Source organism: Pedobacter gandavensis, assembly GCF_032677645.1.
Classification (GTDB): domain Bacteria; phylum Bacteroidota; class Bacteroidia; order Sphingobacteriales; family Sphingobacteriaceae; genus Pedobacter; species Pedobacter gandavensis_A.
The window spans coordinates 266,222-284,134 of record NZ_JAVTSB010000009.1 but is presented as its reverse complement, the minus strand read 5'-3'; the positions used below and the strand labels follow the sequence as shown (position 1 = coordinate 284,134).

General features: G+C 39.6%; 17 protein-coding genes. 4 read left to right on the top strand and 13 right to left on the bottom strand.

Features of this window, described 5'->3' with window-relative positions; translation table 11 throughout:
- Nucleotides 1–10: 10 nt before the first annotated feature.
- From recA to R2Q66_RS16720, 4 genes are all read right to left on the bottom strand, one after another.
- Nucleotides 11–1,033, bottom strand: a complete 1,023-nt coding sequence (gene recA / locus R2Q66_RS16735) for a recombinase RecA (protein WP_316751060.1) — start codon at nt 1,031–1,033, stop codon at nt 11–13.
- 131 nt (nt 1,034–1,164) lie between these two features.
- On the bottom strand, nt 1,165–1,833 hold the full coding sequence (gene nth / locus R2Q66_RS16730; protein WP_316751058.1) for an endonuclease III: 669 nt from the start codon (nt 1,831–1,833) through the stop codon (nt 1,165–1,167).
- Between the two features lie 334 nt (nt 1,834–2,167).
- Nucleotides 2,168–2,359 carry a hypothetical protein gene (locus R2Q66_RS16725; protein WP_316751056.1) on the bottom strand — a complete coding sequence of 64 codons (192 nt, stop codon included), beginning with the start codon at nt 2,357–2,359 and terminating at the stop codon, nt 2,168–2,170.
- A gap of 490 nt (nt 2,360–2,849) precedes the next feature.
- Entirely contained in the window at nt 2,850–3,425 is a 576-nt protein-coding gene (locus tag R2Q66_RS16720) for an RNA polymerase sigma factor (RefSeq protein WP_316751055.1), read from the bottom strand.
- Between the two features lie 258 nt (nt 3,426–3,683).
- On the opposite strand from R2Q66_RS16720, the gene uvrA reads away from it, so the two are divergent.
- Both uvrA and R2Q66_RS16710 read left to right on the top strand, forming a co-directional pair.
- A complete protein-coding gene (uvrA, locus tag R2Q66_RS16715) occupies nt 3,684–6,485 on the top strand; it encodes an excinuclease ABC subunit UvrA (RefSeq protein ID WP_316751054.1) in 2,802 nt (933 codons plus the stop codon).
- Nucleotides 6,486–6,538: 53 nt separating this feature from the next.
- Nucleotides 6,539–7,120 (top strand): lysine transporter LysE, encoded by a 582-nt coding sequence (locus tag R2Q66_RS16710; protein WP_316751053.1) that lies wholly within the window; start codon nt 6,539–6,541, stop codon nt 7,118–7,120.
- Nucleotides 7,121–7,196: 76 nt separating this feature from the next.
- Here R2Q66_RS16710 and R2Q66_RS16705 read toward each other — a convergent pair whose 3' ends face one another.
- The 9 genes from R2Q66_RS16705 to R2Q66_RS16665 form a co-directional block, all read right to left on the bottom strand.
- Nucleotides 7,197–8,258 (bottom strand): DUF2157 domain-containing protein, encoded by a 1,062-nt coding sequence (locus R2Q66_RS16705; protein WP_316751051.1) that lies wholly within the window; start codon nt 8,256–8,258, stop codon nt 7,197–7,199.
- Nucleotides 8,259–8,392: 134 nt separating this feature from the next.
- Nucleotides 8,393–10,618 carry a cation:proton antiporter gene (locus tag R2Q66_RS16700; protein WP_316751049.1) on the bottom strand — a complete coding sequence of 742 codons (2,226 nt, stop codon included), beginning with the start codon at nt 10,616–10,618 and terminating at the stop codon, nt 8,393–8,395.
- A 59-nt stretch (nt 10,619–10,677) separates the two neighbouring features.
- Complete coding sequence (locus R2Q66_RS16695) at nt 10,678–11,040, bottom strand: hypothetical protein (RefSeq protein WP_316751047.1); 363 nt, start codon at nt 11,038–11,040, stop codon at nt 10,678–10,680.
- 60 nt (nt 11,041–11,100) lie between these two features.
- Nucleotides 11,101–12,036: a bifunctional riboflavin kinase/FAD synthetase gene (locus R2Q66_RS16690; RefSeq protein ID WP_316751044.1), complete on the bottom strand. Its 936-nt coding sequence runs from the start codon at nt 12,034–12,036 to the stop codon at nt 11,101–11,103.
- Nucleotides 12,037–12,121: 85 nt separating this feature from the next.
- The gene (locus tag R2Q66_RS16685; RefSeq protein WP_316751042.1) at nt 12,122–12,988 is read right to left on the bottom strand and encodes a YitT family protein; all 867 of its coding nucleotides are present in this window, start codon (nt 12,986–12,988) and stop codon (nt 12,122–12,124) included.
- A 6-nt stretch (nt 12,989–12,994) separates the two neighbouring features.
- Entirely contained in the window at nt 12,995–13,747 is a 753-nt protein-coding gene (truB, locus tag R2Q66_RS16680) for a tRNA pseudouridine(55) synthase TruB (protein ID WP_316751040.1), read from the bottom strand.
- Nucleotides 13,748–13,807: 60 nt separating this feature from the next.
- Complete coding sequence (locus R2Q66_RS16675) at nt 13,808–14,599, bottom strand: undecaprenyl-diphosphate phosphatase (protein ID WP_316751037.1); 792 nt, start codon at nt 14,597–14,599, stop codon at nt 13,808–13,810.
- A gap of 9 nt (nt 14,600–14,608) precedes the next feature.
- Nucleotides 14,609–14,833 (bottom strand): DUF3098 domain-containing protein, encoded by a 225-nt coding sequence (locus R2Q66_RS16670; RefSeq protein ID WP_316751035.1) that lies wholly within the window; start codon nt 14,831–14,833, stop codon nt 14,609–14,611.
- On the bottom strand, nt 14,833–15,711 hold the full coding sequence (locus R2Q66_RS16665; RefSeq protein ID WP_316751033.1) for a cell division protein FtsX: 879 nt from the start codon (nt 15,709–15,711) through the stop codon (nt 14,833–14,835). The genes R2Q66_RS16670 and R2Q66_RS16665 overlap by 1 nt, the downstream gene beginning before the upstream one ends.
- 330 nt (nt 15,712–16,041) lie before the next feature.
- Between R2Q66_RS16665 and R2Q66_RS16660 the strand changes: the two genes are divergently transcribed.
- Nucleotides 16,042–16,458, top strand: a complete 417-nt coding sequence (locus tag R2Q66_RS16660) for a hypothetical protein (RefSeq protein WP_316751031.1) — start codon at nt 16,042–16,044, stop codon at nt 16,456–16,458.
- Nucleotides 16,459–16,623: 165 nt separating this feature from the next.
- Entirely contained in the window at nt 16,624–17,895 is a 1,272-nt protein-coding gene (locus R2Q66_RS16655; protein WP_316751029.1) for a chloride channel protein, read from the top strand.
- The last annotated feature ends 18 nt before the right edge of the window (nt 17,896–17,913 follow it).

The following is a 17,913-nucleotide window of genomic DNA, read 5'->3' as shown; positions in this document are numbered from 1 at the left end:
TGGGTTAATATTATGCTTGTATTGGAAGTTCTTCCAGCTTTTCGCCTGTAACTTCAGCTCTGATTTTAGCTTCAATTTCTTCAGAAAGTTCCGGGTTATCCAATAATAGTTGTTTTACTGCATCTCTACCCTGACCAAGTTTCGTTTCTCCGTAAGAGAACCATGAACCTGCTTTTTTGATGATATTGAAATCAACACCTAAGTCGATGATCTCACCTACTTTTGAAATACCTTCACCGAACATAATGTCGAATTCAGCAATTCGGAAAGGTGGAGCAACTTTATTTTTCACGATTTTAACTTTCACTCTGTTTCCAGAAACTTCGTCAGAATCTTTAATTTGAGAAGTTCTGCGGATATCTAAACGTACTGACGCGTAGAATTTCAATGCATTACCACCAGTAGTTGTTTCCGGGTTACCGAACATTACCCCAATTTTTTCACGTAATTGGTTAATGAAGATACAGCAACATCCTGTTTTAGCAATTGTTCCGGTTAGTTTACGCAATGCCTGAGACATTAAACGTGCTTGTAATCCCATTTTAGAATCACCCATTTCACCTTCAATTTCTGCTTTTGGAACCAATGCAGCAACGGAGTCAATCACAATTACATCAATAGCACCTGATCGGATCAGGTTATCAGCAATTTCTAAGGCCTGCTCACCATTATCTGGTTGAGAGATCAATAGATTGTCAACGTCAACACCTAATTTCTTTGCATAGTTTTTATCAAAAGCATGTTCTGCATCGATAAAAGCTGCAATTCCGCCTTTTTTCTGCGCTTCAGCAATAATATGTGTTGCTAAAGTTGTTTTACCAGAAGATTCAGGACCGTAAATTTCTATTACTCTTCCTTTTGGAACACCACCAATGCCTAAAGCAATGTCTAAACTGATAGATCCTGTAGAAATAGATTCAATAGGCTCTACAGCATTGTCGCCTAATTTCATTACGGTACCCTTACCATAAGACTTTTCTAACTTATCTAAAGTAAGTTGTAATGCTTTTAATTTGTCTGCGTTTACGCTCATATTGTTAAATTCTGGGAGTAAGATAAAATATTACCGTTGGAAGAACAAATAACTTTACTTACATGCTAATTATCTTAGCAAAGATAGCGATTGTTTAATGTAAAACAAGTAATAAAATAATTATTATTTGCTTAGGCCTCCAGTGGGCTAATTATTTTAGTTTTTTTATTGTTTTGTTGAAAATATTTACAAATATTGGTGATTTCACAAATGCTACATTTAGGTGATCTTGCCAGACAAACATACCTGCCGTGTAGAATTAACCAATGGTGGGCTACATGAATGGTATGTTCAGGTAAGCTTTTTACCAGATCTTTTTCTACAGCGAGTGGTGTTTTACCTGCGGACAAGCCTATTCTTCTGGAGACCCTGAAAACATGGGTATCTACGGCCATTGCTGGTGCATTATAAATTACAGAGGCGATCACATTTGCCGTTTTCCTACCTACACCAGGCATCTTTTGCAATTGATCAATATCAGAAGGAACCACATCATTAAAGTCATTCAATAACATTTGAGCCATTCCTACCAGATGTTTTGCTTTATTATTTGGGTAGCTCACGCTTCTGATGTAATCAAAAACAATATCAGGAGTTACTTCAGAAAGTGCTTTTGCATTCGGGAAACGTTGAAAAAGCGCAGGTGTTACCTGATTGATTCGTTTATCCGTGCATTGCGCGGAGAGAATTACGGCTACTAATAATTGGTATGGATTATTATAATGCAGTTCCGTTTCAGCATCTGGCTGTTTGGCTGCAAAGTGTTCTACAAAAAGTTTGTACCGGTCTTTCTTGAGCATGGACAAATATAACGAGAAGAACTTAGGAAGGTTTAATAATTCCTCAGGAAAAATCGGGAGCTGGACAAATTTTGCCTTTTGGTGATAAATCACAAAGTCGCAAAGGGGAAGCTGGAGCCTGGGTACATGATAGAGACAGGCATTACAAAGAAAACAGCGTGGTCAACTGCAGAATTGCGATATGCAGTACGAAGTAACGCATCTATCCTATAAAATAATCCAATAAAATGAATTGAAAATCCGTAACGTTCTCAAAAACAATGAGAATTTGAATAGAAATCCTTTAAAAGGAAAAAGCTGCCAGTAGGACTGACAGCTTCAATTCGTTTTTAAATTACCTGGCTCTGGAGTAGGCTAAAATTTTCGCGATGGTTTCATCGGAAGGATTTTTTCTTAAAGCATCCAGTTGTGGCCTGATTTGGTCATAAAACATCATGTCGATTTCTATAACTGCATCTGCTGCAGGTTTTTCCTGCTTTTGCAATAAGCAATTTAACTTGTTAAGTGAAGTAAAGGTTTCCATCATAAGCAACAATAAATGTTCGTTCACTAATAGAAACGTTATTGTTATACATTTATTTTAACCTAAACTACATTTTGTGTAACTAGTTTGTTGCATGTTTTATACTCTTGGATCCTGCAGGTTAAGATGACCATTATTGCCTGTTTAAAGCGGGAATTATGGCGAGATTAGCGCGCTAATCGTCCGCCTAAATCAAACAAGTATCTCTTTATAATTTGCCTGTAACCTGAAGAACCTGGTCTTAAATCTTAAGAAAGAGATTTGCAGCTTAAAGTTAAGGCTTGAGATTTCGATAAACTGGCTTGTAATCCCAGGGAACTCCTTTGCAAATTCAATGAACTGTTTTGCAAACCAATAAATTGTTCTGAAATTCCAACTAGTTGCCTGGCAATCCTGGCGGATGGCCTTGTCATCAAAATAAATTAAGATATTTCCTTTGGTCACCGTATTTAGTCACCAGAGGAAATACCTATATACGTTCCTGTTTAAAAAATCAGGAAACTTCTTTTACTTTCATCATTTTTCTAAGGTTGCTTAAAGCGTATCGCATTCTACCTAATGCGGTATTGATACTTACTTCAGTAAGGTCTGCGATTTCTTTAAAGCTGAGATCGGCATAATGACGCATGATGAGCACTTCTTTCTGATCCTCCGGCAATAAGTGGATCATAGCGCGAAGGTCATAATGTGTTTGTTCTCTCAGCATTTTTTCTTCTGCACTTTCTTCATGAATCTGAAGTAAGTTAAAGATATCTGTGCCATCGGCACTGGTAATAACCGGTGCTCGTTTTTCACGTCTAAAATAATCGATGACCAGATTATGCGCAATTCGCATTACCCAAGGTAAGAATTTACCTTCTTCATTGTAACGACCAGATCGGAGCGTATTGATCACTTTAATAAAAGCATCCTGAAAAATATCCTCTGCGAGGTATTGATCTTTTACTAAAAGATAGATGGAGGTGTATATTTTTGACTTGTGTCTTTTGAGAAGTTCTTCTAAAACCGATTCTTCACCGGTCAAATATGACTTCACCAAGTCCTGATCACTATATAATTCTAATTTCATAGGAGTATCCGTACTAATAAGTTCCCTGCTAATTGCTATAAAATACTTAGTAGATGTTTTAATCGATATCTTTCTCCTGTTAGTTAGTGGTTTAGTTTGTCTGTTACTTCCCCAAAAGAACCATTTTTTTATTAGAATCCAATAGAAAAACTGTTAAAAAAAAATAAAACCGGATGAAGGACCTTATTTTTGCATGATCTCAAAAATGGCAATATTGCTTTTTTTGGGTTAACTTAGCAGTATTCTATCCAGAAGTCAATGAATAACGAAATCGATAAAGATCCACATCAACATATAATCATAAAGGGTGCCAGAGTCCATAATTTAAAGAATATAGACGTTGCAATCCCAAAAAATAAACTGGTGGTCATCACCGGAATGTCGGGCTCAGGAAAATCTTCCTTAGCTTTTGATACGCTATATGCCGAAGGGCAAAGGCGTTATGTAGAAAGTTTATCTTCTTATGCCCGTCAGTTTATGGGGCGGATGAACAAACCGGATGTGGATTATATTAAAGGAATAGCACCTGCAATTGCTATTGAGCAAAAGGTGATCACTTCAAATCCGCGGTCTACAGTAGGCACTTCTACAGAAATTTACGATTATCTGAAATTATTGTTTTCCAGAATAGGCAAAACATTTTCACCGGTATCCGGCGAAATCGTGAAAAAAGATACGGTTAGCACGGTGGTAGATTTTATTTCGGGCTTAGAACCAGATAGCGCGGTAACGATTTTCTGTCCTTTGTTTCCACACAACAACAGGTCTATTAAAGAAGAGCTGGCGGTATTACTTCAAAAAGGTTTTCTAAGAATTTTCTATAAAGGAGAGATTTTGAAAATCGAAGGCGTGTTAGAAGATGCTTCATTTGAAGATTTTGAACTGTCGGATTCGGAGACGGTGAGGATTTTGATCGACAGGATTGTAGTGAGCACAGATGAAGAAACTTTGAGTCGCATTGCTGATTCCGTACAAACTGCGTTTTTCGAAGGAAAAGGCGATTTATACGTAGAGCATGACGGTAAATCGAATCATTTTTGTGATCGTTTTGAGCTTGACGGCATCCGTTTCGACGAGCCTACGCCTAATTTCTTCAGCTTTAACAACCCTTATGGGGCATGTAAAAGGTGTGAAGGTTACGGAAATGTGGTTGGGATTGATGAGGATTTAGTGATTCCTGATAAGAGCAAGAGTTTATATGACAATGCAATCGCGCCATGGCGTGGAGAAAAAATGCGCGAATGGTTGAACAAACTGATCAAAAGCGCAGATAAATTTAATTTCCCTATACACCGTCCTTTTAATGAGCTTTCGGAAGAACAGCGACAATTAATATGGACCGGAAACAAGTATTTCGGCGGATTAGATGCCTTTTTTAAAGAATTAGAAGCACAGGCTTTTAAAATTCAATACCGCGTTATGTTGTCCAGATATCGTGGCAAGACGGTATGTCCGGACTGTAAAGGTTCCAGACTACGCAAAGATGCATCCTATGTAAAAATCAACGACAGATCAATTATTGATGTGGTATTGATGCCTTTGGAAACAATCCTTGACTTTTTCAATCAACTGGAACTGTCCTCAAATGATGCGAAGATTGCAAAAAGACTATTGGCGGAGATCGTGAACCGCGTGTTGTTCCTGAACAACGTAGGTTTAGGTTACCTGACTTTAAACCGCCTGTCTAACACCTTGTCTGGTGGAGAATCGCAAAGAATCAACCTTGCCACTTCCTTAGGAAGTAGCTTAGTAGGTTCTATTTATGTTTTGGATGAGCCTAGTATCGGTTTACACCCAAGAGATACCAATAAGCTGATCGAAGTATTACTTTCCTTAAGAAATGTTGGAAACACTGTTTTGGTGGTAGAACATGAAGAAGAAATGATGAAAGCAGCCGACCATATTATAGATATAGGTCCGGAGGCGGGTACTCATGGTGGTCATTTGGTTTTCAGCGGCACCTATAAAGAGATTATAAAAGATAAAAACAGTCTGACCGGCCGTTACCTTTCCGGAGCAGAAAAGATAGCGATTCCTACCCATAGAAGGGCATGGAAAGACCATGTACTGATCAAAGGTGCGAGGGAAAACAACCTTAAAAACATTGATGTTAAATTTCCTTTAGGCGTTTTTACGGTAGTGAGTGGCGTTTCGGGAAGTGGAAAAACCAGTTTAATCAAAAAGATTCTTTACCCGGCATTACAAAAAGCGATCGGCAATTATGCTGGGGAGCAAACCGGTGCTTATGATGGGATTTATGGCGATTACGAATTGGTGAGCCAGGTAGAAATGGTAGATCAGAATCCGATTGGAAGATCGTCCAGATCTAACCCTGTCACCTATGTGAAAGCCTGGGATGACGTAAGAGCGTTGTTTTCAGCCTTACCTGCTTCAAAAGCTGCCGGATTAAAGCCTGCGGCCTTCTCTTTCAACGTAGAAGGTGGCCGTTGCGATGTTTGTCAGGGAGAAGGGGAAGTGAAGATTGAAATGCAATTTATGGCCGACATCTATCTTCCTTGCGAAGCTTGTGGTGGCAGAAGGTTTAAACAACAAGTACTTGATATCACCTATAATGAGAAAAACGTAGCGGATATCCTGGACATGACCATTGATGAGGCGGTCGCGTTTTTCAAAGGAGAACCTAAAATCTTAACCAAATTACAGCCCTTAGTGGATGTTGGTTTGGGCTATGTTCATCTGGGACAATCGTCAAATACCTTATCTGGTGGAGAAGCGCAGCGTATCAAACTAGCTTCATTTTTGATCAAAGGAAACAATGCAAACAAGACCTTATTCATCTTTGATGAGCCAACTACGGGGCTGCATTTCCACGACATTAAGAAACTCCTGATTGCGTTAAATACACTGATAGAACAAGGGAATACGATTCTGGTCATCGAGCACAATATGGATATGATTAAATCGGCAGATTGGATCATTGACATTGGTCCGGAGGGTGGCGATAAAGGTGGTAATGTTGTTTTTGAGGGTACACCAGAAGACCTGGTTTCCGCTAATTCATCATATACTGCTAAGTATTTAGCCGCACACATGAAATAATTGTATCTTCGCGCATGCTATTTTTAACACTGTTTTTGGGGATAATTTTGAACATGGTCGGATATATTCCTCCTGGAAATATCAACCTTACCGTCGTTCAAATCACGATTACCCGGGGAATCAGGCAGGCACTTTATTTTATAGGTGCCTTCTCTGCGATAGAAATACTTTTCACTTTTGGGGTGATGAGATTTGTGCAGTGGCTTTCCAGTGAAATTCAGTTAGGGAGTATTATTGATGTACTCATGGTCTTTATGTTTGGCATTCTGGGAGTTATCACCTGGAGATCCAGAAAAGAAATGCCTAAGGCCGATTATTCAAAAAAAGACAGTATAAAATATGGAATGTTGTTGGGAGTGGTTAATCCGATGCAAATTCCATATTGGTTATTTGTGGGAACTTATCTGATTTCTAAAGAGTGGATCGACATTGGTTACCTTTCTTTAACGATTTTCAGCATAGGATCAGGGATCGGAGCTGCGCTAGCTTTATATGGTTTTGCGCGTTTTGCACAGTATATTCAAGAGAAATTCACTTTAAGTAGCTATGTGGTGAACAAAGGGATTGCCTTGTTATTCTTTGCGCTATCGGCTTACCATATTGTTAAAATCATCTATATCTACGGGTTTAAATAATAGCTACGGCCATCAAATAAGACCGCAGAAAACAAAACAGGTGTTCTGCGGATCGGATGCGTATCATTTGACGCGCCTATTGTTTTAAAAACTCCAGGTTCCATATCTTTTCAGCCTTTCTTCCGATGATCCAGAAGGAGGCAGCAAGCACGCAAAAGAAAAGTGCTTTATGCCAGCTGTCCCAGAAGTATTCAAAATAGCGGGTATAAAGATTGATGAAAAGAAAAGTGATGCCAAATTCTCTGGCAATATCATCGCGGTATTTTAAACCAATAAATATACTGATTACGCAGGCTACCGCAGAAATGATGGCCCAGAAGAACAGGCTGATTTGTTTTACGGTATACCATTCCGCTAAGGTTCCGAAATTTCCAAAAACAGAAAGCAACCAGAGGGAGAAAAACAGGTACATCATTCCTATGATATAGGTAATCTGGAAAAAGTGCCCGAAATTTCTTAGAGAATTTTCTGCTTTAGCTGAAGAACCTTTCATCAGGAAAGAAAGCGCGGTTAATACCAAGCCAAAGCACACAAAGCGCAAAGGGTAGTTCATGCCGATAAAATACCAGTTTCCTCTGGATAGGTAGCCACTTTCTGTTCCGAACCAGGCACCGAGGGAAATCAACATAAAGGCCCAGATGAGCCTCGATTGAAAAAAGTAAGCCAGAATACCATAAATGAACACGGCGAGTAGCAGTAACAGGGAAAAGTGCGTACCACCAGCCTGAATTGCTTTTCCTAAATAAGCAATCGAATTGGCGGTGAGCATGACCGCAGAAAAAACCAGGGCCTCATTGCTAAATACCTGATGAGACTTTGTCTTTTTTCTTTTGAAACTAAGAAAATAAAGATAACCTGCAGCAATTGCAGAAATGAGACTGATGACGCCATCAGAAGTATTATATAGGCTTTCGAGGTAGCGGAGCACGAAATTGTCTACCAATAATGCGCCCAGGGAGATGACTCCACAGGCCATGGCAATCCAAAATGAGTATTGCGCTAACCTTCTCCAGTCAAAATGTTTCGTTTCATAACTGTTGCGTAACCTTTCTACATCAGCCGGACTCAGCAACTTTTGTTCCTGCCAATGCTCCAGCATCTCCTCTAAAAACTCACTTTTTTCGGAATCTATTTTCATTAAAATGTATTAAGGCGGTTAAGAGTCTCAGGCTAAATTAAGCTAATAAAGCTATAGCTGCAAAATACTGTCCCATAAAAATACCCCCAAAAACTCAATTTTGGGGGCAATATAAAATTTTGGAGGTTTCCTTATTAACTGAATAACTCCGGAACCTTCTTGCTATTCCCTACAATCCAGACAATATCTTCATTTTCAAAGACCAGGTTTGAATCCGGATTTAAAATCCTTTCTCCTTTTCTCTCGACACCAACAACCAGTCCCTGCGTTTTTTCTCTGATTCCGGAGCTTCGGATACTCTGTCCATAAACCGGAGAACTGCTGGTGATGACAATCTTTTGCAGTGTCATATCTTTTTTAGGGAAATTCGATTCGTCCAGTAACTCCTCTTTCATCCCTTCAAATAAAGGTTTGATTGCGGCCAGCTGATCATCCGTACCGATCACTAAAACCTTGTCATTCGGGTATAACCTTTCATCCCTACCTGGCGTAGGAATCATGATTTTTCCACGTTCAATGAGTGCGATATTGACCCCATATTTCTCCCGGATAGACAAATCAATCAATGTTTTGCCGACCAGTTCTGATTCCGGAGCCACCATTAATTCCGCAAGGTGCGTATCCCAGGGCAGAATTTCCGGTTGTTCGTTTTGCTTTTCACGGGCATTAAGGTTCAACAGGAACCTACTTTCCATCTTATTATAGAAGCCTTGTAGTTTTCTGGAGAAGATGAACATACCCAGGATAATCAAGGCAATTGCGACTATCACGGCGATCCAGTTGCTGTAGAACTGATAAATCAGGAAGCCCACAAAGAACAAGGCTAATGAAATCCTCAGAACCTCTAAAGCCACCAATGGGCCACGTGTATATTTTTTATTCAACCATAAATGAGAATAAGCTTTTTTCTCTATTTTACGGATGGCCAATGCCCATAAGAAAGGCGTCATGATGATTAAAGTCAGGATTAAACTGATGATAATTCCATTGTGACCATTGATGATGTTTTCCGTAATAAAAGGTTGCAGGTATTTTGAACCCAGAAAAACGATGGCAATAATAATCACAGAGTGAATGATCAGATTGAAAGTATAAGACTTCAACAGGACTTTCCAGTCGCTCATGGTCGTAATACCCGCGGTACTGGTACTGTATCTATTGATGGCTTCGACCCATTTCTTAGGCAGCGTTCGTTCCAGGAAATTGTAAAAAGGTTCAGAAGCCTGTATTAAATAAGGTGTTGTAAAGGTCGTAATGGCAGATACTGCTACGGCGATCGGGTAAAGGAAATCACTCGTCACTTTAAGCGTCAGGCCAAGCGTGGCGATAATAAATGAAAACTCTCCGATTTGCGCCAGACTCAAGCCCGTTTGCACAGAAGTTTTTAGTGGCTGACCAGAAAGCAGCGCGCCCATACCAGAACTCAGGAATTTCCCTAGAATTGTGGCTACGGTAATTACTAAAATCGGAACAGCATAATCAATCAGAATACTTGGATTGATCATCATCCCTACAGACACGAAAAATATCGCTGCAAAAAGATCTTTTACTGATTTCGTCAGGTGTTCTATACGTTCAGCCTGCGTGGTTTCTGCTAAGATGGAACCCATGATAAAGGCACCAAGGGCAGGGGAGAAACCTACTTTAACGGCCAATAGCACCATTAATAAACACAAAGCGATGGATACGATCAGCATAGTCTCATCATTCATCAGTTTCTTAGTTGCTTTCAGGAAAGTCGGGACTAAGAAAATACCACCAATGAACCATAAAATCAGGAAGAAACCTAGTTTTAAAATAGAGATCAGCATGTCGGCACCGGCAAATTGCTGGCTTACGGCAAGGGTAGATAACAATACCAATAACAAGATGGCAACTAAATCCTCTACAATCAGAACTCCGAAAACCAGTCCGGCGAACTTTTTATGTTTCACGCCAAGCTCTTCAAAAGCACGTATAATGATCGTTGTAGAAGAAACAGAAAGGATACCACCAAGAAAGACACTGTCCATTGTAGACCAGCCCATGGCCATACCAGCGGCAAAGCCGATCAGCAACATAAACACCACCTCTACAATGGCGGTAATGGAGGCAGAACCACCAACCTTGACCAGTTTCTTGAAACTGAACTCCAGTCCTAAGCTAAAAAGTAAAAAGATAACACCAATTTCCGCCCAGATGGTGATGCTGGCATTGTCGGTAACGGTGGGAATAAAGTTAATATGTGGGCCAACCAATAAACCGGCAAGGATATAACCCAGAACTAGTGGTTGTTTAATTTTTTTAAATAAAAGGGTAGTGATCGCAGCTGCGGCAAGTATTAAACCTAAGTCGGTGATTAATACGGGTAAATGTATCATAGAAAATGTGTTTTTTTAAAGTTATGAAATAATATCGATGAGATTTCGATGATTTTCAACTACCAAAAAACATGTTTAGGATATAGAAAATTGAAAATATATGAATATCCAAAATTCTGAAATACATGATAAGTCCTGATGACCACCAGGGGGATATACAAAGCTTTATCCGTGCTTCTTAGAAAGAACCAGGGATTAATGGAATGCTTTTGTGTTTGGTGATTGATATAGGTAAGGTCTTCTAAAAACGCCTTTTTTAAAGAAGTCCGGTCTTTAGACAGCGGGTTGAGGTAATGCTTTTTGGTGCTGAAATTAGATTTGCTCACATAAGGGTTTACCTGATCTACACCTTTTCCCTGTGCGGTTTGCAAGGAAATTACCTGGCTGAAAAAGAAAAATATAGCAGATAATAAAAGCCTCATTGAGGTAAATATAGCAAAAAAAAGCCTTTTTACCCAATAAAAAGGCTTTTAAACTGCCGCTTACTTCTTTTTTTCGAAGTAAGCGAGTGTATCTAGCTTATCTTGATGAAGCTGGATTTTAAGTGTTTCCAAACCAGTAAATTTCACATCATGACGTAAAAACTCCAGGAAAGTCATGGTGATATACTGGCCGTAGATCTCTTTATTAAAGTCGAAAATGTTCACTTCAATATTTCTGGTCATGCCGTTAATCGTTGGACGTTGCCCGATATAGGCCATTCCTTTATAAGATTCGCTGCCCATATCAATGGTAACGGCATAAATGCCATCCGAAGGAATCAGTTTATAAGTCTCTTCCAGAAAAATATTGGCGGTAGGAAAACCTATTGTACGACCAATTTTATCGCCTTTAATTACCCGGCCATGGATAGAAAAATTATAGCCAAGATAATTTGCGGCCAGGGCCACTTCACCATTCAGCAATGCTTTTCTGATTTTTGTAGAGCTTACACCTACATCATCTACATCCTGTTCTGCGATTTCTTCAATTTTATAATCGAATTGTTTGGACAACATTTCGAGTTCCTGCATGCCACCTTTACGGTCTTTGCCAAAGCGGTGGTCGTAACCTACAATTAGTTGTTTGATGCCTATCGTGTCCACCAGGATGTTTTTAATATAGTCGGCAGGATTAAGGTTAGAAAAGTCTCTGGTGAAAGGAGTGATGATCAAATGATCTACGCCTAATCCTTCCAGTATCTTTATTTTTTCTTCTATGGTATTGATCAGTTTCAAATCCTGGTTCTCAGGATCGATGATCATTCTTGGATGCGGGAAAAAGGTCAGGATCACACTCTCGCCACCGGTAGATTTTGCCAGTTCACAAAGTCTTTTGATGATCTTCTGATGCCCGTAATGTACCCCGTCGAAAGTTCCTATGGTAGCAACGGCATTGTCTAATTTTTTAAACTCAGAAAGATGGTGGTATGTTTTCATCAGCTTGTTTTATGATTGTTATTGTTGCTGCAGGTTTATTTTATTGTTGATTAGGTTTCTTTTATTGATGCCACAGTTTTACTCCTTAATGTATGGCCTGGCGTTTCAATACTACACCTCCTTTAATATCCGCAATCTGTTGCTGGACCACAAAAGCATCCGGATCAATGTTTCTGATTTCCGTTTGCAATTTCCCCATTTCCAGTTTGGTCAGTACTGTATACAGAATATCAATTTCTTTTTTTACCCCATAACCGCCTTCACCTTTATAAATGGTTACCCCGCGTTTCATCGTATCAATAATGTATTCTTTAATCTCATCACTCTTATCAGAAATGATCGTTACCCCGGTATATTGCTCCAGACCATTCACGACGAAATCAATGGTATTTGTGGCAGATAGGTACGTTAAAATCGCGTACATGGCAGTTTCCATACCCAGAAATATCGCGGCAAAAGAAAAGATCACGATATTCAATGCGAGGATGATATTGCCAACGGTGAGCATGCTTTTTCTACTGATGTATAAGGCCAGAACCTCTGTACCATCAATCACACAACCGCCACGCATGGCCAGACCAATCCCGCCACCAAGAAAGAAGCCGCCAAAAAATGCGATCAGTAGCGGCACATGGGTTACAGATTTAAAAGGAAGGACCACCAGAAAAATAGCCAGGGCGGTAATTGCCAGGGCAGTTTTAAAGGCAAATGCTTTTCCAATTTGCTTGTATCCGAGAATAATAAAAGGAACATTGATCAGTACGATCAGGTAGGAGAGTTTCCAACCGGTCAGCGTACTGATCAAAAGAGAAATACCTGTGACACCACCATCGATAAAACCGCTGGGGATCAAAAAGCTTTTCAAGCCGAAACAGGCAGATACCACGCCACAAGTAATCAATAAGAAGTCTTTGATAGACCTTGCATTCTTACTTTTAAAATGGCTTTGCATCACATATTATATTTGAGGCGCTTCAGTAGCGGCCGGTAATTCTTTTTTACTACGCAGGTGAGCTACTAAATCTGCCACTTCATACGCGTTTTCTAAAGAGAAATTCCCACTACGGGTACGGGTTAAAACAGAAAGGTAAGCACCATTGTTTAGATGTTTTCCAAAATCAGAGATCAGTGACCTGATGTAAGTTCCCTTACTACAGACAATTCTGAAATCAACTTCGGGAAGCGCAATACGTGTGATTTCGAAAACCGGAACCGACACAAAACGCAAACGAAGTTCAGGATCTTCTCCACGGCGGGCTTTTACATACAAACGTTCACCATTTACTTTTACGGCAGAATGTGCCGGTGGGTATTGTTGGATATCACCTGTAAAAGGAGCTGTAGCCGCATAAATTGCTTCCTCAGTTAACCCATCTAAAGGATATTCCTGATCCACAACGGTTTCCATATCGAAAGAAGGAGTAGAAGCACCCAGGATCATTGTTCCTGTATATTCTTTTTCTTCCGCCTGAAAAGTATCAATTTGCTTGGTTAATTTTCCCGTACAAAGGATCAGTAATCCAGTGGCCAAAGGATCCAAAGTACCAGCATGACCCACCTTAACTTTTAAAGGTTTTAGCGAGTTTCTGATTTTTCCAACTACATCAAAGCTGGTCCATTGATAAGGCTTATTGATGAGTAACAATTCACCTTCAGCAAAATTAAAGTCTGGAAAGGTCTTCGTATTTAAGTTATTTTCACTCTCTGTCATTGCAATACACGCTATATTTAATACGTTTTCTTTGTAATATTTTGTTTGGTTGATCCGGATTTATACCGCCAGGTCGATGCCTGCGAAATAAAGTGCAAGAATCACCACACCGATCACGATTCTGTAATAACCAAAAACACGGAAGCCATGTTTTGATAAAAATCCGATAAATGATTTAATGGCAATGATGGCGACCACAAAAGCGATCAGGTTTCCAAAAAGCAATAGCTTGATATTTTCTCCATTTAGCAGGTGTGCGCCTTTTAAAAGCTTATAACCTGTTGCAGCACACATGGTAGGTACGGCTAAAAAGAAGGAAAATTCTGCAGCAGCATGTCTGGTTAATTTCTGTTGCATACCGCCGATAATGGTGGCTGCACTTCTGCTTAACCCTGGAAACACGACAGCCAATACCTGGAAACATCCAATTTTAAAGGCCGACATATTGGTAATCTCCGCTTCATGATGGATTGTCGGATTTTTGAACATTTTGTCGATGAAGAGCAATACAATACCACCCAATAACAAGATCACAGCAATAAACACCGGACTACCTAATTTATCATCAATAAAATCATTCAACAAATAGCCGAAACCTAAAGCAGGAATCACGGCAATCAGCAATTTCACATAAAACTGCCATTTGCTAAAGTCAAAAAACTTCTTCCAATACAACACAACAACGGCCAGAATCGCACCCAGTTGTATCGCAATTTCAAATAATTTCACAAATTCATCATTTCCAATTCCCATGACTGCACTTGCAATCACCATATGACCGGTAGAAGAAACTGGCAAAAACTCCGTTAACCCCTCTATAATAGCGAGGATAAAAGCCTGTAAATAGTTCATGTAGGCGGGTTATTTTTTAAGAATAGCATAAACTCCAAAGGCAAATCCAAACAGCACAGTCATTGGTGCAAGCGTGGTTTTTCTGAAGTCGTAAATATCAGTAGTACCCATCATTAAGATGAATCCCAATACTACAATCGCAATGCTGATCAAAAGCAATTGGTAGTTCTTTTTTGTAAAAACAAGTTCAGATTTGCTATCCTGATTTACAGGAGCTGTTTTTTTCTCAGTCATTAGTTATAAAGGTCGTAAATTTTTAAACGTAAATATTTGCTCACTGCAAAGGCAGTGCTGATGGCTGTAATGAAGATACCAATACCTACAAGGCTTAGTAATACAATACCAAATTCTGTATAATTTCTTAGAATGATGATCTCAGGAATTTCTCTTTGCGCATAGTATAAAATACCCAACAGGATTAAGATCGCAATAAATGCAGCGATTAAACCATGTAATGCGGCCAGCAAAATGAAAGGCTTGCGGATAAAGTTTCTGGTAGCGCCTACCAATTGCATACTTTTTATTAGGAAGCGTTGCGAATAAATGGCCAAACGGATGGTATTGTTGATCAAAGCAATAGAAATAATCAATAAGATCGCTGCAAAAGCAAGGATAATCAAACCAATGGTATTGATGTTTTTATTGACCATATCGATTAAAGAACTCTGATATATCACCTCTTTAACCACCGGATTTTTTGCAATACTTGCTTTTAGCTCATCGATACTTTTATTGTTGGCATAATCTGCTTTCAAATAAACATCTACGGTAGAAAGCAAGGGATTATAGCCTAAAAAGTTCACGAAATCTTCGCCCAGATCTGTGGTCAGGTTCTTGGCTGCCATTTCTTTATTCACATATTGTGTGTTTTTGATGGCTGGATTGGCGTTTAACTCCTTTTGGAAAGTTAAAACGTCCGCTTCTTTTGCGCCTTCGTCTACAATGATGTTCAGTACGATATTTTCTTTAACGTAGTTGGAAAGGTTTTTAGCATGTACTAAAATTAAACCCAACATGCCCAGCATCAATAGCACTAAAGCTATACTGAAAATCGTAGAGATATAAATGGTTTTTGTCTTCTTAGAAGCATCGCTAACTTCAAATTCTTCCATGTATGTGTTTTTATGTTGTGCGAAAATAAAAAAATATAAGCAACTAATTTAAAATTATAGCCTTTATCCCTTTTTAATCTTCAAAACTACAACGTCTGATCGAGCAAAATAGTTTAAAACTGTCGGTTTTAGCCCGGGTTTTTCAACCAAAGTTTTACGTTTTAGCGAAAACTTGTGTAACATTTTTGTACCAAAGTAAGATTTTTAGCGTTCTTTTGCTGTCGGACGATCGAAGGGGACGAAAGAACCACGCCTCCGACAAAGCCCGGGCCCAAATAAATATCAATCAAACCCATTGCGTTAAACCAATTAAAATTAACAAATCACCCTATGAAAAAACAACTTACTTTCGTTACCATGCTACTATTTATGATTGCCGGAATTGCTACTGGTTGTAAAAAAGACGATGCAGATTCAGGCAGCTTAAAAAAGAAAATAGAAGGAAAATGGCTGGTTAGTAAAATTGAAACCACCATTGGCACTGGAGCAGCAACTACCTATGTAGGTTTACCAACCGATTATATGGAATTCCGTAATGACGAGAACGACCAGCTAGATGTAAATATTGGTGCAGATCGTTCCCTTGGATCTTATGCCGTTTTAGCCACTGATGATATCAATATGTCCTTTTCTGGTAAAGTATTGCATAGTTCGGTGAACAGCATTACGGGGAGTACTTTTGAATTTACGGCAACAGTAGAAGGCTCAAGTCCAAAAGAAACCAGAAAATATTCTCTGCGTAGATAATTAAAATCCGAAAAAATAACCAGGTAAAAGATCATCACAAAGTCTGATCACAGATAATAGCATCCCTATTAGCTAAGAGCTGCCCTTTTGTTCCTAAAAGAATATGGGCAGCTTTTTTTATATTTGCTTTAAGCCCTTTTCTTTTGAAAACTACCGGGCTTATTTATGACGGAAAGCAATACCAGTTTTTTTAAAGCGATACCCCGATTTCTTAACCATGATACTATACTCAGCTATTTACTAAAATGGACGATACTCAGTTTATTAGTTGGCGCTGCTGCGGGAACACTTTCCGCCCTGTTTTTAACCCTCCTGAATTTAGCAACAGACTTCAGAGATCTACATCCACAAATCATTTATCTGCTACCGGCAGCAGGATTTTTGATCGGTCTGATCTATTACCATAAAGGGAAAACCGTAGTAAGAGGGAACAACCTGATTTTTGACACGATTCATAATCCTAAAGATATTATTCCATTTAAAATGACACCATTAGTGCTATTTGGTACTATTGTCACGCATTTGTTTGGAGGTTCCGCAGGAAGAGAAGGCACTGCCTTACAAATGGCCGCCGCTACTGCCGACCAATTACACCGACCTTTTCAACTCCGTCCGGCCGACCGGAAAATTCTCCTCATCGCAGGATTAAGTGCCGGATTTGCTTCCGTTTTTGGCACCCCTTGGGCAGGAGCTGTTTTTGGAATTGAAGTCTTATTATTGGGGAAAATCCCTCAAAAATCTATCTATCCGGCGATTGCCGCTGCTTTTACCGGCGCTTATGTGACCAGCCTATGGGGTGTAGGACATACCCATTACCAGATTAATCTTGTCCCTCCAATTTCTATGCTGGGTGTTTTCTACAGCATTTTGGCCGGATTGGCCTTTAGTATTGCCGCAATTTCGTTTGTCAGGCTGACTGATTTGTTTGCTAAAGTTTTCAAAAAGATGAAATATGAACCTATTCGTCAGGTAATCGGGGGTTTTATTGTACTTGGAGTCGTGTTGTTATTGGGTACTGTTAAATACATCGGACTCGGAATCCCCGTGATAGTGGATGCTTTTCAAACCGCTTCGCAACCACAGGATTTCGCGTTTAAAATACTGCTGACCGCCATCACCCTGGCTGCCGGATTTAAAGGCGGAGAGGTGACCCCATTGTTTTTTATTGGCGCAACATTGGGTAGTGCGCTAGCTGTTTTCCTACCCTTACCGGTCGGATTGCTTGCCGGAATGGGCTTTGTAGCCGTATTTGCCGGAGCAGCAAAAACACCGGTTGCCTGTTGTATCATGGCTTTTGAACTCTTCGGGATTTCCTGCGGATGGTATGTCGCGATTGCCTGTACAGTTGCTTTTCTGGCTTCCGGACACCACAGTATCTACAATGCACCAGAGAATAAATCACCAAAACACCTGCTATTCGGCAGGTTTGGAATGTAGTATTTTAGAAAGGGTTTC